Source organism: Streptomyces sp. NPDC005761 (assembly GCF_040630635.1).
Lineage (GTDB): Bacteria > Actinomycetota > Actinomycetes > Streptomycetales > Streptomycetaceae > Streptomyces.
In genome coordinates, this window is the sequence record NZ_JBEXXX010000015.1 from 104,434 (window position 1) to 128,123 (window position 23,690).

General features: G+C 71.6%; 22 protein-coding genes. 6 read left to right on the forward strand and 16 right to left on the reverse strand.

Going from position 1 to position 23,690, the window contains the following annotated elements:
• Positions 1–11: 11 nt before the first annotated feature.
• Positions 12–371, reverse strand: coding sequence for an arsenate reductase family protein (locus tag ABZ434_RS16750; RefSeq protein ID WP_359136445.1), 360 nt, complete (start codon positions 369–371; stop codon positions 12–14).
• 120 nt (positions 372–491) lie between these two features.
• Between ABZ434_RS16750 and ABZ434_RS16755 the strand changes: the two genes are divergently transcribed.
• The gene (locus tag ABZ434_RS16755) at positions 492–761 is read left to right on the forward strand and encodes a hypothetical protein (protein WP_359136448.1); all 270 of its coding nucleotides are present in this window, start codon (positions 492–494) and stop codon (positions 759–761) included.
• 83 nt (positions 762–844) lie between these two features.
• Here the strand turns inward: ABZ434_RS16755 and ABZ434_RS16760 are convergent, their stop codons facing one another.
• Positions 845–1,285, reverse strand: coding sequence for a hypothetical protein (locus ABZ434_RS16760; protein ID WP_359136451.1), 441 nt, complete (start codon positions 1,283–1,285; stop codon positions 845–847).
• A gap of 135 nt (positions 1,286–1,420) precedes the next feature.
• Between ABZ434_RS16760 and ABZ434_RS16765 the strand changes: the two genes are divergently transcribed.
• On the forward strand, positions 1,421–1,906 hold the full coding sequence (locus ABZ434_RS16765) for a hypothetical protein (RefSeq protein ID WP_359136454.1): 486 nt from the start codon (positions 1,421–1,423) through the stop codon (positions 1,904–1,906).
• 158 nt (positions 1,907–2,064) lie between these two features.
• Positions 2,065–2,451, forward strand: coding sequence for a VOC family protein (locus tag ABZ434_RS16770; protein WP_359136457.1), 387 nt, complete (start codon positions 2,065–2,067; stop codon positions 2,449–2,451).
• Positions 2,452–2,591: 140 nt separating this feature from the next.
• Here ABZ434_RS16770 and glnA read toward each other — a convergent pair whose 3' ends face one another.
• Positions 2,592–4,001 carry a type I glutamate--ammonia ligase gene (gene glnA / locus ABZ434_RS16775; RefSeq protein ID WP_219568005.1) on the reverse strand — a complete coding sequence of 470 codons (1,410 nt, stop codon included), beginning with the start codon at positions 3,999–4,001 and terminating at the stop codon, positions 2,592–2,594.
• A gap of 276 nt (positions 4,002–4,277) precedes the next feature.
• Here glnA and ABZ434_RS16780 point away from each other — a divergent pair, with 276 nt between their 5' ends.
• Positions 4,278–4,745, forward strand: a complete 468-nt coding sequence (locus ABZ434_RS16780) for an RDD family protein (protein ID WP_359136461.1) — start codon at positions 4,278–4,280, stop codon at positions 4,743–4,745.
• Positions 4,746–4,837: 92 nt separating this feature from the next.
• Here ABZ434_RS16780 and ABZ434_RS16785 read toward each other — a convergent pair whose 3' ends face one another.
• The 4 genes from ABZ434_RS16785 to lipB all read right to left on the reverse strand — a co-directional run bounded on the left by ABZ434_RS16785 (position 4,838) and on the right by lipB (position 7,993).
• Positions 4,838–5,548, reverse strand: a complete 711-nt coding sequence (locus ABZ434_RS16785; RefSeq protein WP_359136464.1) for a DUF4191 domain-containing protein — start codon at positions 5,546–5,548, stop codon at positions 4,838–4,840.
• 19 nt (positions 5,549–5,567) lie between these two features.
• The gene (locus ABZ434_RS16790; protein ID WP_359136467.1) at positions 5,568–5,768 is read right to left on the reverse strand and encodes a hypothetical protein; all 201 of its coding nucleotides are present in this window, start codon (positions 5,766–5,768) and stop codon (positions 5,568–5,570) included.
• Positions 5,769–6,082: 314 nt separating this feature from the next.
• Positions 6,083–7,048 carry a lipoyl synthase gene (gene lipA, locus ABZ434_RS16795; RefSeq protein ID WP_359136470.1) on the reverse strand — a complete coding sequence of 322 codons (966 nt, stop codon included), beginning with the start codon at positions 7,046–7,048 and terminating at the stop codon, positions 6,083–6,085.
• A gap of 132 nt (positions 7,049–7,180) precedes the next feature.
• Complete coding sequence (gene lipB / locus ABZ434_RS16800) at positions 7,181–7,993, reverse strand: lipoyl(octanoyl) transferase LipB (protein WP_359136473.1); 813 nt, start codon at positions 7,991–7,993, stop codon at positions 7,181–7,183.
• Positions 7,994–8,305: 312 nt separating this feature from the next.
• On the opposite strand from lipB, the gene ABZ434_RS16805 reads away from it, so the two are divergent.
• The gene (locus ABZ434_RS16805; RefSeq protein WP_359136476.1) at positions 8,306–9,988 is read left to right on the forward strand and encodes a regulator; all 1,683 of its coding nucleotides are present in this window, start codon (positions 8,306–8,308) and stop codon (positions 9,986–9,988) included.
• Between the two features lie 9 nt (positions 9,989–9,997).
• Here ABZ434_RS16805 and ABZ434_RS16810 read toward each other — a convergent pair whose 3' ends face one another.
• Both ABZ434_RS16810 and ABZ434_RS16815 read right to left on the reverse strand, forming a co-directional pair.
• Positions 9,998–11,371, reverse strand: a complete 1,374-nt coding sequence (locus ABZ434_RS16810; protein ID WP_359136592.1) for an NAD(P)/FAD-dependent oxidoreductase — start codon at positions 11,369–11,371, stop codon at positions 9,998–10,000.
• A gap of 167 nt (positions 11,372–11,538) precedes the next feature.
• Complete coding sequence (locus tag ABZ434_RS16815; protein WP_359136479.1) at positions 11,539–12,438, reverse strand: TIGR01777 family oxidoreductase; 900 nt, start codon at positions 12,436–12,438, stop codon at positions 11,539–11,541.
• Positions 12,439–12,490: 52 nt separating this feature from the next.
• Here ABZ434_RS16815 and ABZ434_RS16820 point away from each other — a divergent pair, with 52 nt between their 5' ends.
• The gene (locus ABZ434_RS16820) at positions 12,491–13,018 is read left to right on the forward strand and encodes a GNAT family N-acetyltransferase (protein ID WP_359136481.1); all 528 of its coding nucleotides are present in this window, start codon (positions 12,491–12,493) and stop codon (positions 13,016–13,018) included.
• Positions 13,019–13,028: 10 nt separating this feature from the next.
• On the opposite strand, the gene ABZ434_RS16825 is transcribed toward ABZ434_RS16820, so the two are convergent.
• The 7 genes from ABZ434_RS16825 to ABZ434_RS16855 form a co-directional block, all read right to left on the reverse strand.
• On the reverse strand, positions 13,029–13,550 hold the full coding sequence (locus tag ABZ434_RS16825; protein ID WP_359136484.1) for a DUF4240 domain-containing protein: 522 nt from the start codon (positions 13,548–13,550) through the stop codon (positions 13,029–13,031).
• Between the two features lie 60 nt (positions 13,551–13,610).
• Entirely contained in the window at positions 13,611–14,588 is a 978-nt protein-coding gene (locus ABZ434_RS16830; RefSeq protein ID WP_359136487.1) for a WYL domain-containing protein, read from the reverse strand.
• Between the two features lie 143 nt (positions 14,589–14,731).
• Positions 14,732–17,401 carry a pyruvate dehydrogenase (acetyl-transferring), homodimeric type gene (gene aceE / locus ABZ434_RS16835; protein ID WP_359136490.1) on the reverse strand — a complete coding sequence of 890 codons (2,670 nt, stop codon included), beginning with the start codon at positions 17,399–17,401 and terminating at the stop codon, positions 14,732–14,734.
• A 268-nt stretch (positions 17,402–17,669) separates the two neighbouring features.
• Complete coding sequence (locus ABZ434_RS16840) at positions 17,670–18,293, reverse strand: GntR family transcriptional regulator (protein ID WP_136330089.1); 624 nt, start codon at positions 18,291–18,293, stop codon at positions 17,670–17,672.
• Between the two features lie 147 nt (positions 18,294–18,440).
• Entirely contained in the window at positions 18,441–20,216 is a 1,776-nt protein-coding gene (sucB, locus tag ABZ434_RS16845) for a 2-oxoglutarate dehydrogenase, E2 component, dihydrolipoamide succinyltransferase (RefSeq protein WP_359136494.1), read from the reverse strand.
• A gap of 59 nt (positions 20,217–20,275) precedes the next feature.
• Complete coding sequence (gene lpdA / locus ABZ434_RS16850; protein ID WP_359136497.1) at positions 20,276–21,664, reverse strand: dihydrolipoyl dehydrogenase; 1,389 nt, start codon at positions 21,662–21,664, stop codon at positions 20,276–20,278.
• Between the two features lie 327 nt (positions 21,665–21,991).
• The gene (locus ABZ434_RS16855; RefSeq protein ID WP_359136500.1) at positions 21,992–23,545 is read right to left on the reverse strand and encodes a leucyl aminopeptidase; all 1,554 of its coding nucleotides are present in this window, start codon (positions 23,543–23,545) and stop codon (positions 21,992–21,994) included.
• Positions 23,546–23,690: the final 145 nt, after the last annotated feature.

Sequence of the window (23,690 nt, forward strand, 5' to 3'; positions counted from 1 at the left end):
GGGTGGGGCGCTCAGCGCCCCAGCGCGTCCCGCACCGCCTCGTCCGTGCGCCCGACCACGGCCGTGCCGTCCTGTGCCGTGATGATCGGCCGCTGGATGAGCTTCGGATGCTCGGCGAGGGCCGTGATCCAGCGCTCCCGCGCGTCCGCGTCCCGCGGCCACTCCTTGAGTCCCAACTCCTTCGCGTCCGCCTCCTGAGTCCGCGTGATGTCCCACGGCTCCAGCCCCAGCCGCCCGAGCACGTCCCGGATCTCGTCCGGCGAGGGCACGTCCTCCAGGTAGCGGCGGACGGTGTACTCGGCGCCCTCCGCGTCGAGCAGCGTCAGGGCACTGCGGCACTTGGAACAGGCGGGATTGATCCAGATCTCCATGGGGTCAAAGGTACGCGATGGACTGCCCGAAAACCCCTCTGGCCAGGGGCGATTGTCAGTGGGGGGCAGTAAAATAGGGGTAGTTCGTGAGGGTTCCACCACCGCGCCAGGAGGTTGCCAATGGCCGTAGCCGCAGTCACGACCAAGCCGCTCCACACGCCCCTGCAGAAGAAGCCGCTCCCCGCCGGCCGTCCCCGTGAGTGGTACGTCTCCCACAATCGCCGGCTGAAGGCGATGCGCCTGGCGATCGCCCTGCTCGACACGGGTGTGTACTACCCGTCGAGCGCGAGCAACGCCCGGATACGCACGACCGCCGATCGTCTCGGCATCCACCCGCCGTCCGACACCACCTGCCGTATGGTCCGCGCCCTCATCCGCTACGGCCGCTGACCCGCAGCCGCCGCCCGCCAGGGACCGCGCCCCCGGAGAGACCGGGGGCGCGCTCGCGTCCGGCATCAGGAGCGCGTCGCGTCTCAGAACCCGCTGCACGTAGCGGTGGCGAAGGCGCCGGAAGCCCTGGCGGTACGCCGCGTACCGCCGTCCACCGTCACCGAACAGGTCACCTCACCGCCCGACTTCCCGAGACCGACGACGAACGAACCACCGCTCATGAAGCCCTTGGTGTCCATCTCCCCGGCCCACGGCAGGCTCCGCAGGGTCAGCCGCCCGGTCGACAGCTCCTCGCCCTTCCACGTGCTGTAGGTCAGCGTCACGTCCTCGGCGGCGCCGGTGACCTCGTACCGGATGTGTACCGTGCGGGAACTCTCCGCCGAGACCTCACGGGCCAGCACGGCGGAGACCGCGCCCGCCCCGAGTGCGAGCAGCACGGCGATCAGCAGCAGCACCCACGGCCACAGCCGCCGCCTCCTCGGGGGCGGCGGGACCGGTGCGCCGGGGGCGGCCTGCTCGCTCATCCCCTCAGCCTCGGTGGTTCACGACCTGCCCGCGACCCCACGGCCTCCACCCCCTCACCCGTCCGGCCTACACCGCATGCGTACCCATGTGCGGCCGCCTTGACTTGGGGCGACCGACGAGTGCTGGGAGGCACGATGGCGAGGCGAGGCGTACGGGCCGCGGGCGCGGTGCTGGTGGCGGTGACAGTGGCGTTCACGGCATCGGCATGTTCGGACGACGGGGACAGCGCTTCCAGCACGGCGTCGAAGGCGGCATCGGCGGCCGCCTCCGTCGCCTCCCAGGGGGCCGACGTGGTCGCGTCGGCGACGGCCGCCGCCGGGGACAAGCTGAACAGTTTCAAGGACGGCGTGAACGCGAGCGGCGACGTCAGGGCGGGCGCCCCGGTCGCCGACCAGGACGGCCGGGTCACCTCGAAGGTCACCGTGACCAACGGCACCGGCTCGAAGCAGTCCTACGCCGTGCAGATCAACTTCAAGGACGCCGACGGCAAGCTCAAGGACGCGGTCGTCGTGACGGTCGACGACGTGCCCTCCAAGAAGACGAAGGACGCCACCGCCCGCAGCAACCGCAAGCTCGACGGCGACGTCAAGGCAGAGGTGGGCCAGGCGCTGCGCCACTGACCGGCTCGCCCGGGGTGCCTTCTTCCGGGTCGTCCGAACAGCTCTCCGGCCCGGTGCGGGTGCTGGTGCCTGTCGCGGCACCGCATGATCGGGACACGGGACCGCGCCTGGGCCGTACGCAGAGTCGACGGCTCAGGCCCGACGCACGGGAGAGCATCATGAGGATCCATCTGACCAGCGTCTTCGTCGACGACCAGGAGAAGGCCCTGCGCTTCTACACGGACGTACTGGGTTTCCTGAAGAAGGCGGAGGTCCCGGTCGGCAAGGACCGCTGGCTGACCGTGGTCTCACCGGACGACCCCGACGGCACCGAGCTCCTCCTGGAGCCCGACGGCCACCCCGCGGTCAAGCCGTACAAGACGTCCCTGGCCAACGACGGCATCCCGGCCGCCTCCTTCGCCGTGGACGACGTCCCCGCGGAGTTCGCCCGGCTCCGCGGACTCGGGGTGCGCTTCACCCAGGAGCCGATGGAGGCGGGGCCGGTGACGGTCGCTGTCCTGGACGACACGTGCGGAAACCTGATCCAGATCGTGGACACCGCGTGAGGACGTGACGGGGAGCCGCGGTCCGGCCCCGGCCAGGTGCCCCCGTTCGCGCCCCACGGACGAACGGGCGAGGGCCGCCACCCCGGTCATGGGGTAGCGGCCCTCGCTCTGCTCAGAACTGGCGCTGAGCCACCTGCTGCCTAGAGGTCGAAGTACAGCTCGAACTCGTGCGGGTGCGGGCGCAGCTGGATCGGGGCGATCTCGTGCGTGCGCTTGAAGTCGATCCACGTCTCGATGAGGTCGGACGTGAAGACGCCGCCCGCCAGGAGGTACTCGTGGTCCGCCTCGAGGGCGTCGAGCACGGCCGGGAGGGAGGTCGGGACCTGCTGGACGTTGGCGTGCTCCTCGGGAGCCAGCTCGTACAGGTCCTTGTCGATCGGCTCCGGCGGCTCGATCTTGTTCTTCACGCCGTCCAGGCCGGCCATCAGGAGGGCCGAGAAGGCGAGGTACGGGTTGGACGACGGGTCCGGGGCGCGGAACTCGACGCGCTTGGCCTTCGGGTTGGAGCCCGTGATCGGGATGCGCATCGCGGCGGAGCGGTTGCGCTGCGAGTAGACCATGTTGACCGGGGCCTCGAAGCCGGGGACCAGGCGGTGGTACGAGTTCACCGTCGGGTTGGTGAACGCCAGCAGCGACGGGGCGTGCTTCAGGATGCCGCCGATGTAGTAGCGCGCCATGTCCGAGAGGCCCGCGTAGCCCTGCTCGTCGTAGAACAGCGGGGAGCCACCGGCCCACAGGGACTGGTGGACGTGCATGCCCGAGCCGTTGTCACCGAAGATCGGCTTCGGCATGAAGGTCGCGGTCTTGCCGTTGCGCCAGGCGACGTTCTTCACGATGTACTTGAAGAGCATCAGGTCGTCGGCCGCGGCGAGCAGCGTGTTGAACTTGTAGTTGATCTCGGCCTGGCCGGCGGTGCCGACCTCGTGGTGCTGGCGCTCGACCTGGAGGCCGTTCTTGTCCAGCTCCATGGAGATCTCGGCACGCAGGTCGGCGAAGTGGTCCACCGGCGGGGTCGGGAAGTAGCCGCCCTTGTAGCGGACCTTGTAGCCGCGGTTGTTGTCCTCCGACCCGGTGTTCCAGGCGCCGGCCTCGGAGTCGATGTGGTAGAAGGACTCGTTCGCCGAGGTCTGGAAGCGGACGTTGTCGAACACGTAGAACTCGGCCTCGGGGCCGAAGTACGCGGTGTCGGCGATGCCGGTGGAGGCGAGGTAGGCCTCGGCCTTCTTGGCGATGTTCCGCGGGTCACGGCTGTACTGCTCGCCGGTGATCGGGTCGTGGATGAAGAAGTTGATGTTGACGGTCTTGTCGCGGCGGAACGGGTCGACACGGGCGGTCGACAGGTCCGCGCGCAGGGCCATGTCGGACTCGTGGATGGCCTGGAAGCCGCGGATCGAGGAGCCGTCGAAGGCGAGCTCCTCGGTCGGGTCGAAGACCGCCGCCGGGATGGTGAAGTGCTGCATCACACCGGGCAGGTCGCAGAACCGGACGTCGATGAACTTGACGTCTTCGTCGGCGATGTACTTCTTCACGTCGTCGGCGTTCTGGAACATCCAACTCCTCCTACTCCCGGCCCGGGAGGGACGGGGTTGCAGCTCGTTGTGTGGCCAGTGCGGTGGCACACGCTGGACCCGACCATAGGCAGACCGGATTTCTCAAGCATGACCCATTTGTTTCGCCGAAGTTAACCGGGCCGGGTGTGAGCGGCACCTCATGAGCGCGGACGGCGCCGGTTCCCGGTGCGTTCCGGACCGGTTTCGGTGCGGTGTCGCGGACGCTCCCGGGCCCCGCCCGGCAGCGGGCCGGGGCGGGCGCAGTACCGTGGGCGGGTGGACAATAGGCAAGCAATCGGATCGTGGCTCTCCGGGCCGCGTGCGGCCGCCGAGGAGATGGGCGCCGACTTCGGGTACCGGGGAAAGCGGCTCGGGCTTCCCGAGCAGGGGCCGGGGAGCGTTGCTCCGCTCGGGCGGCGTTTCGGCGCGATCTTCATCGACTGGGCCCTGTGCATGCTGATCGCATACGGGCTGTTCGCTCGCGGTGACCAGCAGGCGACGGGAAACTGGGCGCTCGGCGTCTTCCTCGTACTGAGCGTGCTCACCGTCGGCACCATCGGCTGCACGCCGGGCAAGCGCCTGCTGGGCATCAAGGTCGTGGCCGAGGACGGCGGGCGCCTGGGACTCGGGCGGGTGGTGGTGCGCAGTGTGCTGCTGTGCCTGGTGATCCCGGCGCTGGTCTGGGACCGCGACGGCCGCGGGCTGCACGACCGGCTGGCCCGCGCCGTCCAGGTCCGTATCTGAGGAACGGCGCACGACAGGCGGGGAACACGAAGGGGGCGGGTCGCGAACCACCGGTTCGCGACCCGCCCCCTTCGTGCGTTCTCTCAGTCCGCTCAGCGCATCTTTCCGCCACGCGGCATCCGCATGCCCTTCGGCATGGGGCCCTTCGGCAGCGGCATGTTGCTCATCAGGTCGCCCATCGCGCGCAGCCGGTCGTTGGCGACCGTCACCTGCGGGCCGGTCAGTACGCGCGGCAGCTTCAGCATCTTGGTGCGCACCTTCTTGAGCGGCACCTGACCCTCGCCGTTGCCGACGATGATGTCGTGCACGGGTACGTCGACCACGATGCGCGCCATCTTCTTCTTCTCGGCCGCGAGCAGGGCCTTCACCCGGTTCGGGTTGCCTTCGGCCACCAGCACGATGCCCGCCTTGCCCACGGCACGGTGGACGACGTCCTGGCTGCGGTTCATCGCGACCGCCGGTGTCGTGGTCCAGCCACGGCCCACCCGGTCCAGTACGGCCGCAGCGGCGCCCGGCTGCCCCTCCATCTGCCCGAAGGCCGCCCGCTCGGCACGCCGTCCGAAGACGATCGCCATCGCGAGGAGGGCGAGCACGAAGCCCAGGATGCCCAGGTAGATCGGGTGGTCGATCAAGAAACCGATCGCGAGGAGGACACCGAAGGTGACGATTCCCACACCCGCGACGACAAGACCGATCTTGGAGTCGGTCCGCCTGGTCATCTTGTAGGTCAGGGCGATCTGCTTGAGCCGCCCCGCGTTCTCGGCGCTGTCCGCGCCTTCAGTGGATTCTGCCTTCCTCGCCATGCAATGAAGTTTACGTGGCCTAGGAACGGTGGTCGCCCACGGCCTCCAGTACGTACTCGGACTCGACCCGGTCCTTGGCCCGGCGGCGGTCCTCGAGGACCGCCGTCCAGGCGTTGCGGCGGGCGGTGCGCTGGCCGCTGCTCAGCAGCAGCGACTCGACGGCGCGGAGGGCATCGGTGACGGACGGAAGGGCGGTGGCGCGTACCGGCACGGCCTGCATCGTGGAAGTCCCCTCGGAACGGATGCGCTCACCGGGCGGCGCCGGCGGGCGGAGTGTGCTGCGCGGACTGGAACACGGGGCGCAGGGCGACGCGGCCGCGAGAGCCGGAGCCACTGCGTTGCGTGCATCCAGGGTCACTGTTTGGTGTTACCAGCGCATGACCGGTCGGTCAAACACCAATGAAACCTTGATACAGGCGTCGCGCACGCCGACGCGGCCCATCCGCGCCTCCGACCTGCGAGGAGCGTACGGGCCGCGTCGAATCAGCCATTACTGCTCAGTAGCTTCTTGTGCTCGGATTCACACGGGCACGGCTACGCGCTCGGCGCCGGGCTCACCGCGCCGCGCCGCTCGATCGCCTGCTGGAACAGCCGCCCCGCGCGGTACGAGGAGCGGACCAGCGGTCCGGACATCACACCGGAGTAGCCGATCGCGTCGGCCTCCTCCTGGAGCTCCACGAACTCGTGCGGCTTCACCCAGCGCTCGACCGGGTGGTGGCGCGGCGTGGGCCGCAGGTACTGCGTGATCGTGATGAGCTCGCAGCCGGCGTCGTGCAGGTCCCGGAGTGCCTGGCTGACTTCCTCGCGCGTCTCGCCCATGCCGAGGATCAGGTTGGACTTGGTCACCAGACCGGCCTCGCGGGCGCGGGTGATGACCTCCAGGGAACGCTCGTAGCGGAAGCCGGGGCGGATCCGCTTGAAGATCCGGGGCACCGTCTCCACGTTGTGGCCGAGAACCTCGGGGCGCGAGGAGAAGACCTCGGCGAGCTGCTCGGGCTCCGCGTTGAAGTCGGGGATCAGCAGCTCGACCTTGGTGTGGCCGCCCTCCCGCTCCGCCGTCTGTGCGTGGATCTGGCGCACGGTCTCCGCGTACAGCCACGCGCCGCCGTCCTCCAGGTCGTCGCGCGCGACGCCGGTGATGGTGGCGTAGTTCAGGTCCATCGTGACGACCGACTCGCCGACGCGGCGGGGCTCGTCCCGGTCCAGGGCCTGCGGCTTGCCCGTGTCGATCTGACAGAAGTCACAGCGGCGGGTGCACTGGTCACCGCCGATGAGGAACGTGGCCTCGCGGTCCTCCCAGCATTCGAAGATGTTGGGGCAGCCGGCCTCCTGGCACACCGTGTGCAGACCCTCGCCCTTCACGAGCTTCTGCAGCTGCTTGTACTCGGGGCCCATCTTCGCCCGGGTTTTGATCCACTCGGGCTTGCGCTCGATGGGGGTCTGGCTGTTCCGGACCTCGAGGCGCAGCATCTTGCGCCCGTCGGGTGCGACAGCGGACACTCCGGCACTCCCCTTTGCTTTCGCTGCATTGGATTCTTCGGCGAACACCAGGGTACGCCCGTAGTTCAAACGGCTTTACGTCTGCCCAACCTGTGGCCGGCAGGGCCTATTCCCGCGGAGGTGTTCCGAGGGTCAGGCCGTGGCCACGGCCTCGTCCGCCCGCTCGATGGTCCGCGGTGCGAGCTCGGCGTTCTCCAGGACGTCCCGGAGGTGCTTCTCGACGACCGGGAGCACCTCGGTGATGGTGAGGTCGCGGCCCAGTTCGTACGCGAGCGAGGTGACGCCCGCGTCCCGGATGCCGCACGGCACGATCCGGTCGAACGAGGTGTTGTCCGGGTTCACGTTGAGGGCGAAGCCGTGCATGGTCACGCCCTTGGCGACCCGGATGCCGATCGCGGCGAGCTTGCGGTCCTCCCGGCGCTGGCCGGCGTTGGACGGGGCGTACTCGGGGCCGTTGAGCCGGGCGTCGAACTCCTCGTCCTGCAGCCGGGGATCGAAGTCGAGCGACAGCCCGCCGATCGCCGGGCGCTGCTCGACCGGGTCGCCCAGGACCCAGACGCCGCTGCGGCCCTCGACCCGGCTCGTCTCCACGCCGAACTCGGCGGCCGTACGGATCAGCGCCTCCTCCAGCCTGCGGACGTGCGCGACGACGTCCACGGGGCGGGGCAGCTTCTGGATCGGGTAGCCGACCAGCTGGCCCGGGCCGTGCCAGGTGATCTTGCCGCCGCGGTCCACATCGATGACCGGGGTGCCGTCCAGCGGACGCTCGCTGTCCGCGGTACGCCGGCCCGCCGTGTAGACGGGCGGGTGCTCCAGCAGCAGGCAGGTGTCGGGGACGGTGTCCTCGAACCGCGCCGCGTGCACCTCGCGCTGCTTCTGCCAGGCCTCCTGGTAGTCGACGGCATCCTCGCCGAATCCCAGACGGACGAACCGAAGCTCAGTCACGACAGCAGCCTCTCTACTTGCGGTGCCGGGGGCCGGGGGTGTCCCCGCATCACGTCACCCTGCACGGAATCGCGCCTTCGGCCACTGTACGACCGCCGTCGGAGCGGGGGCCCGGCAGGTGGTTCCCGTCAGCGCCGCCCTCAATCCTCACACGATCGGATGAATGTGCAGCGAAGGCGGCCGGGGTTGCCCCGGGGGCCGCTAAATTCGCGCCGTTCCCCGGGGCCCAGCACCGCGACGCCGCGGGGAGAACACAGAACAGTCCCTGAGGGGCTGCCCGCCCGGCCCCGTAGGCAGGAGACCGTACAGCTGATGTCGGAACGACCTCCGCAGCGCACCCCCAACCGCCGACTCGCCTCGCTCATCACCGAAGCGGGGTTCTCCAACGCCGGCCTCGCCCGGCGGGTGGACCAGCTCGGGCTCGAACACGGCCTCGACCTGCGGTACGACAAGACCTCCGTGACCCGATGGCTGCGCGGCCAGCAGCCGCGGGGCACCACACCCGCGCTGATCGCCGAGGTCTTCACCAGGCGGCTCGGCCGCCGGCTCTCCGCGCAGGATCTGGGCCTGGACGCCTGCGCGCCGGTCTACGCGGGCCTCGAGTTCGCGGCCACGCCCGCCGAGGCGGTCGACATCGTCAGCGGACTGTGGCGCAAGGACTCCGGCAGCCATGCGGAGCTGCGCAAGATCGCCTTCACCCCGGCGGGCCTGGTCGTCCCCAGCCGGGACTGGCTGATCGGGCGGGCGGACGAGTGGGTGGGGCGGGCCGGTGAAGCCGTCGCGGGCGGGACCGGCAGGGTGCACGGGGCCGCCCCGGCGCACGCCGGGCCGCGCATGGCGCCCGGAGCTCACGGGGCGGCGTACGGCAGCGTCGTGAACGGGCAGCACCCCGGCGGGAGCGGCCCCGGGGGACCCGCCGGCGGGCCCGTCGCCGGGGTGCCCGAGCAGGGTGGCGCGCCCGGGCCCGGCGTCCGGCACGGCCTGCGCGGGCCCACCCCGTCCCGGCCCGCCGGACCGCACGCGCCGGGCGGCACACCGGCAGGCCTCGGACCCGGCGTCCCCAGGCAGCGGCAGACCGAGCGGGGCTCGGGGCAGAGGGTCGGCAGCGGTGACGTCGCCGCTTTGCGCTCGGTCGCCGAGCTCTTCCGCACCCTGGACAACGCCTACGGCGGCGGCCACGCCCGGCAGGCCCTTGTCCGGTACCTGGAGCACGAGACGGAGCCGATGCTGCGCGGCACGTACGGGGAGGCCACCGGGCGGCGGCTCTTCGCCGCCGCCGCCGATCTGACCCGGCTCGCGGGCTGGACCTCGTACGACATCGCGGCCCACGGGCTCGCGCAGCGCTACTTCGTCCAGGCGTTACGGCTGGCCCAGGCCGCCGGTGACCGGGCCTACGGCAGCTTCGTCCTGATCACCATGAGCCGGCAGGCCGTCTACCTCGGGCACGGCCGGGAGGCGGTCCAGCTGGCGCGGGTCGCGCAGCAGGGCGTCGGTTCGTCCGCGCCCCACGCCGTACTGGCCCTGCTGCACGCGGTCGAGGCACGCGGGCACGGGGTCCTCGGCGAAGCCAAGGCGTGCGCCGCCTCGCTGGCGCGGGCGGACCGGGCGCTGGAGGCCTCCCGCCCGGGCGACGAGGCACCGCACTGGGCGCGCTACTTCGACGAGGCCCAGCTCGCCGACGAGTTCGGGCACTGCCACCGCGACCTCCAGCAGTACCGGGCCGCCGCGCAGCACGCGGAGCGCTCGCTCCAGCTGCGCGCCCCCGCGTACGCCCGCAGCCGGCTGTTCTGCCGAGTGGTACTGGCCTCCGCCCGGCTCGGGCTCGGCGAGCTCGACCAGGCCTGCCGACTGGGTGCGGAGGCCGCGCAACAGGCCGCCGAGATGCGGTCCGTGCGCGCCCAGGAGTACGTACGGGACTTCGAGCGGCGCCTCGAACCCTTCCGCGACGCCGCCGCCGTCCGCGGCTACCGCGAGCGGGTGGCCGCGCTGGGGTGACGGGGGATCTCAGGCCGCCTCCGGGAGCCCTGTGGTGTGCCCGGAGGCCGGTCGTACGCCCAGGTCGGTGAGGATCGCCCCGGCCGCGCGGCGGCCGGAGGCCAGGGCACCCCGCACCGAGCCGGTGTCGCGGTGGTCGCCGCACACGTACAGCCCCGCGAGCAGCCGGACCGGGCGCCGGGGGTCGTGCGGGGCCGGCATCGCGGGCACCGCCTCCGGATCGTGGTAGGCCGCCAGCAGCTCCCAGTCGTCCGTGGGAGTGCCGTAGAGCGCCGCGAGGTGTGCGCGGACCGTGCGGTCCGGTGCGGGCGGCGGAGTGCCGAGCACCGTGGAACTGATCAGGACCCGGCCGCGCGGTGCGCGCGACGGGTCGACCTCGCTCATCACCGCCGTGTGCGCGACCGGACCCGAGCGGTCGGCGTCCAGAAGCAGTGACGCACCGGTCGGCGGGGGAGCGGGAGCGGTGTGGTGGAGCACCGTCACCGGGTGGAAGGGCGGCACGCGCAGACCGGGCAGCAGCTCGGCCGCGGCGCCCGCCCCGGTCGCCAGCAGCAGGGAGCGGCAGCCCAGTTCGCCGTGTTCCTTGGTCCGCACCGCGGTGATGTCCGCCGAGGTGACGTGCACGCCGGTGCGTACGGTGCCGGGCGGCAGCGCGGCCGCCAGCAGGTCGGGCAGCGTGGCCGAACCCCCCGACGGTACGCAGAGCCTGCCGCTCGCGTAGCTTCGCAGCGCGAGATCGGCGCACCGGCTCGATGTCGTGAGCGCGGGATCGCTGAGCAACGCCGTGAGCAGGGGGCGCACGAAACCGTTGAGCGTCCGGGTGGACAGTCCGCGGCCGGACAGGGCGTCGAGCGCGGCCCGTTCGGGCCGGGCCAGGATGCGGGCCGGAGGAGTCGCCGCGAGCCGGGACAGCGCGGCTGTCAGCCGGGCCTGGTCGATCGCCCCGCCCATGGCCCCGGTGAGGCTCCCGCCCAGGGGCACCCGGGGGGCGCTTGCGAGGGCGCGCGCCGCCTTGAGTGCGCCCCGCGCGCTGCGTGAGCCCCGGGGGCTTCGTATCTCCCCGGTCCGGTACCGGCGGCCCTCGCTGTGGACGAGCACGCCGGGATCGAAGTTCCGCAGGACGAGACCGCCGAGTCCGAGCGTCCCGTGCAGCTCCGGATACGAGGTGTTGAGAAGCGGTCCGATGCGGTCGAGGCGGAACCCGTCCACCTCTTCGGTCATCATCCGGCCGCCGACGCGGGGGCCGGCCTCCAGGATGCTGACGCTCACTCCCGCACTGGTCAGCAAGTGGGCCGCTGACAGGCCGGCGATCCCGGCTCCGATGATGACGACGTCCGCGTGGTGTGCCGTGCTGAGCACGTGCCCCTCCCCGAGTCGGCGCAACTGGTGGGAGGCTCTTGCCCTCAACAGGCCACCGGAATGCGTGAGTTCGCCATGAGGCTAGGAGGGTGGCGGGATTGTGCGCAGTCGCGCGCGGGCCGGGGCACCGGAGCACGGGGTCGCACGCGTGTCTGAACGCGGCGACCGGGGACGGCTTCTGGGGCGCGGGGTCAGCGCAGGGCGGCCCGGATGGCCGCATCGATCCCGGGGAAGGCGAAGGCGAACCCGGAGTCCAGCAACCGTCCGGGCAGCACCCGCTGACTTCCCAGCACGTCCTCGGCGAAGCCGCCCAGGGCGATCCGGAGCGCCGGCGCGGGAGCGGTGAACAGGGTGGGCCGGCGCAGCACCCGGCCCATCGCCGCCGTCACCTCGCCGTTGGTGACCGGGCCCGGCCCGGTCAGATTCACCGGCCCGGACAGCTCCGGGGTGTCCAGGACGTGGCGCAGCGCCGCGATGTGGTCGTGCAGCGCGATGAAGCTCCAGTACTGCCGCCCGTTGCCGAGCCGGCCGCCGAGCCCCGCGCGGAACAGCGGGAAGAGGCGGCCCCAGGCACCGCCCTCCCGGGCGACGACCAGCCCGGTGCGCGCGTGCACGGTCCGCACGCCGGCCTCCTCCGCGGCGGCCGTGGCTTCCTCCCACTCCAGACACACCGACGGCAGGAACCCGTCTCCGGGCGGTGCGCCCTCGTCGACCGCGCGGTCTCCCGTGTCGCCGTAGAAGCCGACCGCGGACCCGGACAGCAGCACCTTCGGCGGTACGTCCAGCGAGGCGACGGCGTCGGCGATCGCGGCCGTGCCCAGCACCCGGCTGTCCCGGATCTCCCGCTTGTACGCCTCGGTCCAGCGGTGGTCGCCGACCCCGGCCCCGGCGAGATGGACGACGGCGTCGCAGCCCACCAGCCCGGCCACGTCCACGTAACCGCGCCCGGGGTCCCACTCCACCTCGTCCCCCGCCCGCGCCGGCCGCCGGACCAGCCGGACCACCTCGTGCCCGTCCGCCCGCAGCGAGCGCACCAGCGCCGCTCCGATGAGTCCGGTCGATCCGGTGACAGCGATACGGGAGTGCGGCATGGGACCCATCCTGCCCCATGTGCCACCGCTGACGCGTGGCACAGTGACGCCCATGGCCGAGTCCTTCACCCCTCCCGCTCCGTCCGTCCGCCCCGCCGTCCTCGACGACGGTCCTGTTCTCGCGGAGCTCGACCGGAGCACCTGGTCGACCCTGCACGCCGTCACGGCACGGCCGCAGCCGCCGTACGGGCCGTTCTTCGACGACCGGCACAGGCCGGAGGACGTCCTGGTGGTCGAGGCGGTCAACCCGGCGGGCGAGACGGCCGTCGCCGGTTACGTCCGCGTCGTGCCGCCCACACCGCTGGCCTGCAACGCGCATGTCCGGCAGATACAGGGCCTCGCGGTGGCCGGCTGGGCGCGGGGCCGCGGCATCGGCCGCGCGCTGATACGCGCCGCGTGCGCGGGGGCCCGGAGCGAGGGGGCGAGCCGCATCACCCTGCGGGTGCTGGGGCACAACGCGCCCGCCCGCGCGCTGTACGAGGCGGAGGGGTTCACCGTCGAGGGCGTCCTGCCCGGCGAGTTCTTCCTCGGCGGGCGTTATGTGGACGATGTGATGATGGGCCGGCCGCTCGGCCCCTGACGGTCGTGCCTCACCCGGCGCCGAACCGCTGCCACAGTTCGGGCAGCCGCGTCGCGAGGGCCGCGTCGTCCTCCAGGCCGAGCGGCGTGCCCTCCGGCTCGGCAGCCTGCGGCGGCAGCCCCAGATCCGGCGCGACCACCCCGGTGAGCTGCTCGTACGCCTCATCGGCGGCGTAACCCAGCTCCTCGGCGTCCCCGTCCAGCTCCTCGTCGAAGTCGTCGAGGAGTTCGGCCAGGCTGTCCGGATCGTGCACCGCGCCCTCGAAGACCTCCCGGCCCTGGCCGATCAGCCAGCAGCGGAAGTAGTCGAAGGCGTCGTCGCTCGCCCCGCCGAGCAGCACGGCGGCGGCACCCCACAGGTCCCAGCGGTAGGCCCGGTTGTAGCGGGCCTCGAAATGCCGGGCGAAGTCCAGCACGGATTCGGGATCGAGCTGCACCAGCCGTTCGACGAGCAGGTCGGCATGGTCCTCGGGGTCGCCGTCGGCGGCCTCGCGGGTGCTGTCGACGATCTCCCAGAATTCCGTCTCGTCCATCACGGGTCCAGCATCTGCCCCGGAGACGGCCGATGCACGCCCAGACGCCGAAATGAAGCCTTACGGCCTCACATAGAGCGCGTGCAGTGCTTCCGCGGCCGCCGCGAACCTGGCGCGCAGGGCGGCCGGCTCCAGGACCTCCAACTCCGGCCCCAGGGCCAGCAGCTGACCGTACGCGATGTCCAGGGACTCGACCGGCAGCGTGACCGTGGTCCACCCGTCGGGGCCGGGCGGCCCGGCCGCGGCCAGTGCGTCCCGGGCGGCGACGCGGTCCACGGCGTGCGGAAGCACGCGCACGGCCGCCGCCGAGAGCCGCAGCGTCACCTCGGCCCGCAGGATCGACCGGGCGAACTGGGCGGCGCGCTCGTCCCAGAAGGCGGGCAGGTCGAAGCCCTCGTCCCGGACGAACCGGGTGCCCGGCGAGGTCACCGCCGTGAAGCGGTCGATCCGGTACACCCGGAAGTCGTCCTCCGCGCGGGCGCAGAGGTACCAGACCCCGGCCTTCAGCACGAGTCCGTAGGGTGCCAGCTCACGCTCCGCCTCGGCGTCCTGGCCCGCCCGGCGGTAGCGGGCGCGCACCATGCGGTCGTCCCACACCGCCTCGGCCACGGCGGGCAGCAGCGCGGGGGTGACCGGCTCCTGATACCAGCCGGGTGCGTCCAGGTGGAAGCGCTGGGAGGCGCTGGCGGAAGCGTCCCGGACGGAGGGGAGGAGGGCCGCGGACACCTTCAGCCGGGCGGCGGAGGCGGCGTCCTCCAGACCCATCTCGCGCAGGGCCGAGGGCAGTCCGGAGAGGAAGAGCGCCTCGGCCTCGTCACGGGCGAGACCCGTGAGCCGCGTCCGGTACCCGCCGACCAGCCGGTACCCGCCCGCCCGTCCCCGGTCCGCGTAGACCGGTACCCCCGCCTCGGACAGCGCCTGGGCGTCCCTGGTGACGGTCCGCTCCGACACCTCCAGCTCCTGGGCGAGCTCGGCGGCGGTCATGGCGGGGCGGGACTGCAGGAGCAGCACCATTCTGATGAGCCGGGCAGCACGCATACGGCCATTGTGGCCGCGCTGCGCGGTGGGCGTCGCCCCCGGCCACCGGCCTCATGCGCAGCCAGGCCGGCGCCGGACGTGATGTCCGGCGCCGGCCTGGCTCAAAGCATGTCCTCGATCACCCGACGGGCCTGCTGCGGCCGTCAGAGCCCGTAGCGCTCGCGGGCCTCCTTGACCGCGGACGCGGGCACCTCGCCGCGGCGGGCCAGCTGGGCCAGGGCCGCGACCGTGACCGACCGGGCGTCGACGCCGAAGTGGCGGCGGGCCGCGTCACGGGTGTCGGAGAGGCCGAAGCCGTCCGTGCCCAGCGAGGACCAGTCCTGCTCCACCCACTGGCTGATCTGGTCGGGCACCTGGCGCATCCAGTCGCTCACCGCGAGGACCGGACCCGGTGCGCCCTCCAGCGCCTGGGTCACGTACGGCACCCGCAGCTCACCGCGGAGGAGCGCCTCGTCGCACTCCAGCGCGTCCCGGCGCAGCTCGCCCCACGAGGTGGCGGACCAGACGTCGGCCGTGACACCCCAGTCCGCGGCCAGCAGTTCCTGGGCCTCCAGGATCCAGTGGATCGCCGTACCGGAGGCCATCAGCTGCAGACGGGGGGCGTCCGCCTTCGCGGGCGTGCCCTCCTTGAACCGGTAGAGGCCCTTGAGGATGCCCTCCTCGACGCCTTCCGGCATCGCGGGCTGCGGCTTCGGCTCGTTGTAGACCGTCAGGTAGTAGAAGACGTTCTCGGCCTCGGGGCCGTACATCCGCCGCAGACCGTCCTTGACGATGACCGCGATCTCGTAGGCGAACGCCGGGTCGTAGTTGAGCGACGCGGGGTTCGTGGCCGCGATCAGGTGCGAGTGGCCGTCCGCGTGCTGGAGCCCCTCACCGGTCAGGGTGGTCCGGCCCGCGGTGGCACCGACGATGAAGCCCTTGCCGAGCTGGTCGGCGAGCTGCCACATCTGGTCGCCGGTCCGCTGCCAGCCGAACATCGAGTAGAAGATGTAGAACGGGATCATCGTCTCGCCGTGCGTCGCGTACGACGTGGAGGCGGCGATGAAGTCGGCCATGGCCCCGGCCTCGGTGATCCCCTCGTTGAGGATCTGGCCGTCCTTGGCCTCCTTGTAGTACATGAGCTGGTCGCGGTCGACCGGCTCGTACGTCTGGCCCAGCGGCGAGTAGATGCCGGCCGACGGGAACAGCGACTCCATGCCGAAGGTGCGGGCCTCGTCCGGGACGATCGGAACCCAGCGCTTGCCGGTCTCCTTGTCCCGCATCAGGTCCTTGACCAGGCGCACGAAGGCCATGGTCGTGGCCATCTCCTGCTTGCCGGAGCCCTTCTTGAGCGCGGCGAACGCGCGCTCCTCGGGCGCGGGCAGTGCCACCGCGTGCACCCGGCGGGCCGGGGCGGGGCCGCCGAGGGCCGCGCGGCGCTCCTGGAGGTAGCGGACCTCGGGGGAGTCCGCGCCCGGGTGGCCGTAGGGCACCAGGCCGTCGGCGAAGGCGCTGTCCGGGATCGGGAGTCCGAGCAGCTCGCGCATGCTCTTGAACTCGTCGGTCGACAGCTTCTTCATCTGGTGGTTGGCGTTCTTGGACTCGAAGCCCTTGCCGAGCGTGTAGCCCTTCACCGTCTGGGCGAGGATCACGGTCGGCGCGCCCTTGTGCTCGACGGCCGCCCGGTACGCCGCGTACACCTTGCGGGCCTCGTGGCCGCCGCGGGAGGTGTAGAAGCACTCCGCGATCTTCGCGTCGGTGAGCAGCTTCGCCAGCTCGGCGAGCGCGGGCTCGGTGCCGAAGAAGTGCTGGCGGATGTAGGCGACGTCGCGGGTGGCGTACGTCTGGAACTGGGCGTCCGGAACCTCGCGGAGCCGGCGCACCAGCGCACCGGTGGTGTCGAGCTGGAAGAGCTCGTCCCAGGCGTTGCCCCAGAGCGTCTTGATGACGTTCCAGCCGGCGCCGCGGAAGGCGCCCTCCAGCTCCTGGACCACGCGGAAGTTGGCGCGGACCGGACCGTCGAGGCGCTGCAGGTTGCAGTTGATGACGAAGGTCAGGTTGTCGAGCTGCTCACGCGCCGCGAGGGCGAGGGCGGCGGTCGACTCGGGCTCGTCCATCTCGCCGTCGCCCAGGAAGGCCCAGACGTGCGAGTTCGAGGTGTCCTTGATGTTGCGGTTGGCCAGGTAGCGGTTGAAGCGCGCCTGGTAGATCGCCGAGAGCGGGCCGAGGCCCATCGACACGGTGGGGAACTCCCACAGCCAGGGCAGCCGCCGCGGGTGCGGGTAGGACGGCAGACCGTCGCCGCCCGCCTCCTGGCGGAAGTTGTCGAGCTGCTGCTCGCTGAGCCGGCCGTCGAGGAAGGCGCGGGCGTAGATGCCGGGGGAGGCGTGGCCCTGGATGTAGAGCTGGTCGCCGGAGCCGTCCCCCTCCTTGCCGCGGAAGAAGTGGTTGAAGCCGGTCTCGTACAGCCAGGCGGCCGAGGCGAAGGTGGCTATGTGGCCGCCGACGCCGAAGCGCGAGCCACGGGTGACCATCGCGGCCGCGTTCCAGCGGTTCCACGCGGTGATCCTGGACTCCATCTCCAGGTCGCCGTCGAAGGCGGGCTCCGCGGCGGTGGGGATGGAGTTGACGTAATCGGTCTCCAGCAGCTTGGGCAGCGCGAGACCGGCGCCCTCGGCGTGCTGGAGCGAGCGCCGCATCAGATACGCGGCGCGGTGCGGGCCCGCGGCCTTGGTGACGGCATCCAGGGAGGCCGCCCATTCAGCGGTCTCCTCCGGGTCGCGGTCCGGGAGCTGGTCGAGCTCGCTCGGAAGCTTTCCTACGGGGTCGGTCATGATCGCCGCCTTCCGGTGAGGAGGGGGGTGGAGAAGTCCCTGACTGGCAGGACAGGGCGATGGGGCCGGTGGGCCCGCGGAGTGAACTGTAAGGCTCCGATCGATGATCGATCAAAGGATGAAAGGCAAAACTTCTCGATATGAAGAAAGTGGCATGGGGTGCCGCGAAACAGGGCACGGAGTGACGGGATTTACCGGACGAAAGGGGCGCTCACCTGCACAGGCGAGCGCCCCTCACGACACATGCGCACCGCAGCGCGCGCCGGCCTCAGGCGCGCGGCGCGCAACCGAGCACATGGGCCTTGACCAGCACCCCGATGTCCGGGTCCTTCCGCAGGAACGCCTCGATGAGCGCTTCGTGCTCCTCGGCGTACGACTTCTGCACCGTGCCCAGCCAGCGGATCGAGAGCGCCGTGAACACCTCGATGCCCAGTCCCTCCCAGGTGTGCAGCAGGACCGCGTTGCCGGCCGCCCGGACCATCTCCCGGTGGAACCCGACGGTGTGGCGCACCTGAGCCTCGCCGTCGGCCAGCCGGTCCGCCTCGTACAGGGCCGCCACGTGCGGGGCGAGCAGCGAGCAGTCCTCGCCGAGCCCCGGGGCCGCCAGCTCGGCGGCGATCTGCTCCAGACCGGCCCGGACCGGGTAGCTCTCCTCCAGGTCGGCCGCGGTGAGGTTGCGGACCCGGACGCCCTTGTTGGGCGCGGACTCGATCAGCCGGAGCGTCTCCAGCTCGCGCAGCGCCTCGCGCACGGGCGTCTGGCTGACCTCCAGCTCGGTGGCGATGCGCCGCTCCACGATCCTCTCGCCCGGCTTCCAGCGCCCGCTGACGATCCCGTCCACGATGTGCTCGCGGATCTGTTCGCGCAGCGAGTGGACGACGGGCGGGGTCATGAGGGGCTCCTTCGGGGCAAACCGGTGCTGCCTGCACCGACACGGCGGCCGGAGCGACCGGTGGTGTCTAGACAATACGGCGGCGCCCCCGCCCGGGAGTGTTCCGGACGGGGGCGCCGCTGGTGAGGCTGGTTACAACTCCGGTGCTCAGAGGCCGAGCTCGACCTCGAACTCACCGGCCTCCAGGATCGCCTTGACGGCGGTCAGGTAGCGGGCGGCGTCCGCGCCGTCCACCAGACGGTGGTCGTAGGAGAGCGAGAGGTAGGTCATGTCGCGGACGCCGATGACGGTGCCCTCGGCGGTCTCGATGACCGCCGGACGCTTGACCGTGGCACCGATGCCCAGGATGGCTGCCTGGTTCGGAGGCACGATGACGGTGTCGAACAGCGCACCGCGCGAGCCGGTGTTGCTGATGGTGAAGGTGGCACCGGACATGTCGTCCGGCGTCAGGCCGCCACCGCGGGCCTTGCCGGCCAGCTCGGCGGTCTTCTTCGAGATACCGGCGATGTTGAGGTCGCCCGCGCCCTTGATGACCGGGGTCATCAGGCCCTTCTCGGCGTCGACGGCGATGCCGATGTTCTCCGAGTCGAAGTACGTGATCGTGCCTTCGTCCTCGTTGATCCGGGCGTTGACGACCGGGTGGGCCTTCAGCGCCTGGGCGGCGGCCTTGACGTAGAACGGCATCGGGGAGAGCTTGACGCCCTCCCGGGCCGCGAACGCGTCCTTCGCCTTGTTGCGCAGCTTCATCAGCTTGGTGACGTCGACCTCGACGACCGAGGTCAGCTGGGCCTGCGAGTGCAGCGCCTTCATCATGTTGTCGCCGATGACCTTGCGCATGCGGGTCATCTTGACCGTCTGACCGCGCAGCGGGGACGCCTCGAGCTTCGGCGCGGCCTTCGCCGCAGGGGCGGCGGCGGCCGGAGCCGGAGCGGCGGCGGCGGCCTTGGCGGCCTCCGCGGCGGCGACGACGTCCTGCTTGCGGATGCGGCCACCGACGCCGGTGCCCTTGACCGTGCCCAGGTCGACGCCGTTCTCGGCGGCGAGCTTGCGGACCAGCGGCGTGACGTACGCGCCGTCGTCACCGGAGGTCGCGGCCGGGGCGGCCGGGGTGACCGGAGCCGGAGCGGCAGCCACGGGAGCCGGAGCGGCCGGCGCCGGAGCGGCGGCGGGCGCGGCGGGAGCCGCCGGAGCCGGAGCCGGGGCAGCCGGTGCGGGGGCGGCCGGAGCCGGGGCAGCAGCGGCCGGAGCCGGGGCAGCCGGAGCCGGAGCGGCGGCGGCCGGAGCCGGAGCGGCGGCCGGGGCGGCACCGGGAGCACCGATGACGGCCAGCTTGGCGCCGACCTCGGCGGTCTCGTCCTCGGCGACGACGATCTCCAGCAGCACGCCGGAGACAGGGGCCGGGATCTCGGTGTCGACCTTGTCCGTGGAGACCTCGAGGAGGGGCTCGTCCTCCGAGACCTCCTCGCCGACCTCCTTCAGCCAGCGGGTGACGGTGCCCTCGGTGACGCTCTCGCCGAGCGCGGGCAGGGTGACGTCGGTGCCGGAGGCGCCACCGGCCGGGGCAGCTGCCGGCTCCTCGGCCGCGGGGGCCGGGGCGGCGGCGGGAGCCTCGGCCGGGGCGGCCTCGGGGGCCGGGGCGGCCTCGGGCTCGGCGGCCGGCGCTGCGGCAGCCTCGGGGGCGCCGGTGCCGTCGTCGATCAGGGCCAGCTCGGCGCCGACCTCGACGGTCTCGTCCTCGGCGACCTTGATGGAGGCCAGGATGCCGGAGGCGGGGGCCGGGATCTCGGTGTCGACCTTGTCGGTCGACACCTCGAGCAGCGGCTCGTCGGCCTCGACGCGCTCGCCCTCGGCCTTCAGCCAGCGGGTGACAGTGCCCTCGGTGACGCTCTCGCCGAGCGCCGGAAGGGTTACGGAAACCGACATGGTTTCAGTTGCTCCTAACGAAAATGCGGAAGTGGTCGGTCGTCGCGCCCGTCGACTGATCAGTCGTGGGAGTGCAGGGGCTTGCCGGCGAGGGCCAGGTGCGCCTCGCCCATTGCCTCGTTCTGCGTCGGGTGGGCGTGGATGAGCTGCGCGACCTCGGCCGGCAGCGCCTCCCAGTTGTAGATCAGCTGGGCTTCGCCGACCTGCTCGCCCATACGGTCACCCACCATGTGGACGCCGACCACGGCACCGTCCTTGACCTGGACGAGCTTGATCTCGCCCGCGGTCTTGAGGATCTTGCTCTTGCCGTTGCCCGCGAGGTTGTACTTCAGCGCGACGACCTTGTCCGCGCCGTAGAGCTCCTTGGCCTTGGCCTCGGTGATGCCGACGGAGGCGACCTCGGGGTGGCAGTACGTCACCTTCGGGACACCGTCGTAGTCGATCGGGACGGTCTTCATGCCGGCCAGACGCTCCGCCACGAGGATGCCCTCGGCGAAGCCGACGTGCGCCAGCTGAAGGGTCGGGACCAGGTCGCCCACGGCCGAGATCGTCTCCACGTTCGTCTGCATGTACTCGTCGACGAGGACGTAGCCGCGGTCCATCGCGACGCCGGCCTCCTCGTAGCCGAGGCCCTGCGAGACCGGGCCGCGGCCGATCGCGACGAGCAGCAGCTCCGCCTCGAAGGTCTTGCCGTCGGCGAGGGTCACCCGGACGCCGTCCTGCGTGTACTCGGCGCTCTGGAAGAACGTACCGAGGTTGAACTTGATGCCGCGCTTGCGGAACGCGCGCTCAAGAAGCTTCGAGCTGTTCTCGTCCTCGACCGGGACCAGGTGCTTCAGGCCCTCGACGATGGTGATCTCGGTGCCGAAGGACTTCCACGCCGAGGCGAACTCGACGCCGATGACGCCGCCGCCCAGCACGATCGCGGACTTCGGAACGCGGTCCAGCTTCAGAGCGTGGTCCGAGGAGATGATGCGGTTGCCGTCGATCTCCAGGCCCGGGAGCGACTTCGGCACGGAGCCGGTCGCCAGGAGCACGTGGCGGCCCTGGATGCGCTGGCCGTTCACGTCCACCGAGGTGGGGGAGGAGAGCCGTCCCTCACCCTCGATGTAGTGCACCTTGCGGGAGGCGATGAGGCCCTGCAGGCCCTTGTACAGGCCCGAGATCACGTCGTCCTTGTACTTGTGGACGGCCGCCATGTCGATGCCCTCGAAGGTGGCCTTGACACCGAACTGGTCGGCCTCGCGCGCCTGGTCGGCGATCTCACCGGCGTGCAGCAGGGCCTTCGTGGGAATGCAGCCGTTGTGCAGGCAGGTGCCGCCGACCTTGCCCTTCTCGATCAGGGCGACGTCCAGGCCCAGCTGCGCTCCGCGCAGGGCCGCGGCATAACCGCCGCTACCACCGCCGAGGATCACTAGGTCGAAAACGGTGCTGGCGTCGTTCGCCACGTCACGTCCTCCATGCATGTGCGCCGGATGCCGGGCCCCGTCATCGGGGTGTGACCGGCCGGTCGGCTGGTGTTCGGCCGCTTTTGTCTTTCGGCCCTGTGGTGGGGGCCCTGTCCTGCCGAGAACCCATCTTCGCACTTGTTGACGGTGGGCGGGACGCGGGGCCCGTGTCTGAGACGGATGATCGTCCGTCCCAAGGGGTTACCGCTGCGTAGGGACGGATGGATTTCGTCGAGAGCGAAACCTGCCCGGCCCCCTGCCGCGGTGCCGTGGATGCAACACGTACGGCCCCGGACGTATGCCCGGGGCCGTACGTCGACGGCTGCCTCAGCCGAGGTCTCCGGCCGCGGTGCGCTCCGCCAGCTTCACCAGGGTGCGGACCGCGGATCCGGTCCCGCCCTTCGGGGTGTAGCCGTACGGGGCACCCTCGTGGAAGGCCGGGCCCGCGATGTCCAGGTGTGCCCAGGCGATGCCTTCGCCGACGAACTCCTTCAGGAACAGACCGGCCACCAGGCCGCCGCCCATCCGCTCGCCCATGTTGGCGATGTCGGCGGTCGGGGAGTCCATGCCCTTGCGCAGGTCGGCGGGGAGCGGCATCGGCCAGGAGGCCTCACCGACCTCCTCGGCGATCTCGTGGATCGAGGTACGGAAAGCCTCGTCGTTCGCCATGATGCCGAAGGTGCGGTTGCCCAGGGCCAGCACCATCGCGCCGGTCAGGGTCGCCACGTCGACGATGGCGTCCGGGTTCTCCTCGGAGGCGCGGGTCAGCGCGTCGGCGAGGACGAGCCGTCCCTCGGCGTCCGTGTTGAGGACCTCGACGGTCTTGCCGCTGTACATGCGCAGCACGTCACCGGGGCGGGTGGCGTTGCCCGACGGCATGTTCTCGGCGAGCGCCAGCCAGCCGGTGACGTTGACCCGCAGGCCGAGACGGGCGGCCGCGACGACGGTCGCGAACACGGCGGCGGCGCCGGCCATGTCGCACTTCATCGTTTCGTTGTGGCCGGCCGGCTTCAGCGAGATGCCGCCCGAGTCGTAGGTGATGCCCTTGCCCACGAGGGCCAGGGTCTTCTCCGCCTTGGGGTGCGTGTAGGCGAGCTTCACCAGGCGCGGGCCGCGGGCCGCGCCCTGGCCGACGCCGAGCAGACCGCCGAAGCCGCCCTTGACGAGCGCCTTCTCGTCGAGGACCTGCACCTTGATGCCGTGCTCCTTGCCGGCGGCGGTGGCCACGGCGGCGAAGGACTCGGGGTACAGGTCGTTCGGCGGGGTGTTGACCAGGTCGCGCGCGCGGTTGATCTCCTCGGCCAGCGCGACGGCGCGCTCGGCGGCGGCCTTGAAGGCCTTGTCGCGCGGCTTGGCGCCGAGGACGGCGATCTCGCCGAGCGGCAGCTTCACGCCGTTCGCCTTGGCACCCTTGGGGGCGAGCTTGTTCTCGCCGCCCTGGTAGGCGGTGAAGGCGTACGCGCCCAGCAGCGCGCCCTCCGCGACGGCCTCGGCGTCCTCGACGGAGGCGACGGGCAGCGCGAAGCCTGCCTTCTTCGAGCCGGCGAGCGAGCGGGCGGCGGAGCCTGCGGCCCGGCGCAGCGCCTCGGCGTCGTACGCGCCGTCCTTCTCCGGGACCGGGCCGAGTCCGGCCGCGATGACGACCGGGACCTTCAGGCCGTCGGGCGCGGGGAGCTTGGTCAGCTCGCCCTCGGCACCGGAGGCGCCCAGGGTCGCCAGGACGGTGGCGAGCTTCCCGCCGAACGCCTTGTCCACGGCCTCGGCGCCCGGTGCCAGGACCAGGTCCCCGGACTTGGAGCCGGCGCCCTTGGCGACGCCGACGACGAGCGCGTCGGCGCGCAGCGTCGCCGCACCGGCAGTGCTGAGAGTGAGAGCAGTCACGGTGGTGAAATCTCGCTTCCGTTGAGTTCTTTGTCGGACTGTGCTGGCCGAGGGGGTGGCCGACCGTGCCCGGCGCATCGTAGACGCCGCGATGTGCCGGGAATGAGCCTACGCGCGCCTTTGCTGCCCGATTACGGCGGCGGGC

Bases quoted from the DNA above. Each gene is read 5' to 3' on its own strand.
- ABZ434_RS16750 (WP_359136445.1), bottom strand. From the start codon at position 371: ATGGAGATCTGGATCAATCCCGCCTGTTCCAAGTGCCGCAGTGCCCTG.
- ABZ434_RS16755 (WP_359136448.1), top strand. From the start codon at position 492: ATGGCCGTAGCCGCAGTCACGACCAAGCCGCTCCACACGCCCCTGCAG.
- ABZ434_RS16760 (WP_359136451.1), bottom strand. From the start codon at position 1,285: ATGAGCGAGCAGGCCGCCCCCGGCGCACCGGTCCCGCCGCCCCCGAGG.
- ABZ434_RS16765 (WP_359136454.1), top strand. From the start codon at position 1,421: ATGGCGAGGCGAGGCGTACGGGCCGCGGGCGCGGTGCTGGTGGCGGTG.
- ABZ434_RS16770 (WP_359136457.1), top strand. From the start codon at position 2,065: ATGAGGATCCATCTGACCAGCGTCTTCGTCGACGACCAGGAGAAGGCC.
- glnA (WP_219568005.1), bottom strand. From the start codon at position 4,001: ATGTTCCAGAACGCCGACGACGTGAAGAAGTACATCGCCGACGAAGAC.
- ABZ434_RS16785 (WP_359136464.1), bottom strand. From the start codon at position 5,548: ATGGCGAGGAAGGCAGAATCCACTGAAGGCGCGGACAGCGCCGAGAAC.
- ABZ434_RS16790 (WP_359136467.1), bottom strand. From the start codon at position 5,768: ATGCAGGCCGTGCCGGTACGCGCCACCGCCCTTCCGTCCGTCACCGAT.
- ABZ434_RS16805 (WP_359136476.1), top strand. From the start codon at position 8,306: ATGTCGGAACGACCTCCGCAGCGCACCCCCAACCGCCGACTCGCCTCG.
- ABZ434_RS16815 (WP_359136479.1), bottom strand. From the start codon at position 12,438: ATGCCGCACTCCCGTATCGCTGTCACCGGATCGACCGGACTCATCGGA.
- ABZ434_RS16820 (WP_359136481.1), top strand. From the start codon at position 12,491: ATGGCCGAGTCCTTCACCCCTCCCGCTCCGTCCGTCCGCCCCGCCGTC.
- ABZ434_RS16825 (WP_359136484.1), bottom strand. From the start codon at position 13,550: ATGGACGAGACGGAATTCTGGGAGATCGTCGACAGCACCCGCGAGGCC.
- ABZ434_RS16830 (WP_359136487.1), bottom strand. From the start codon at position 14,588: ATGCGTGCTGCCCGGCTCATCAGAATGGTGCTGCTCCTGCAGTCCCGC.
- aceE (WP_359136490.1), bottom strand. From the start codon at position 17,401: ATGACCGACCCCGTAGGAAAGCTTCCGAGCGAGCTCGACCAGCTCCCG.
- ABZ434_RS16840 (WP_136330089.1), bottom strand. From the start codon at position 18,293: ATGACCCCGCCCGTCGTCCACTCGCTGCGCGAACAGATCCGCGAGCAC.
- sucB (WP_359136494.1), bottom strand. From the start codon at position 20,216: ATGTCGGTTTCCGTAACCCTTCCGGCGCTCGGCGAGAGCGTCACCGAG.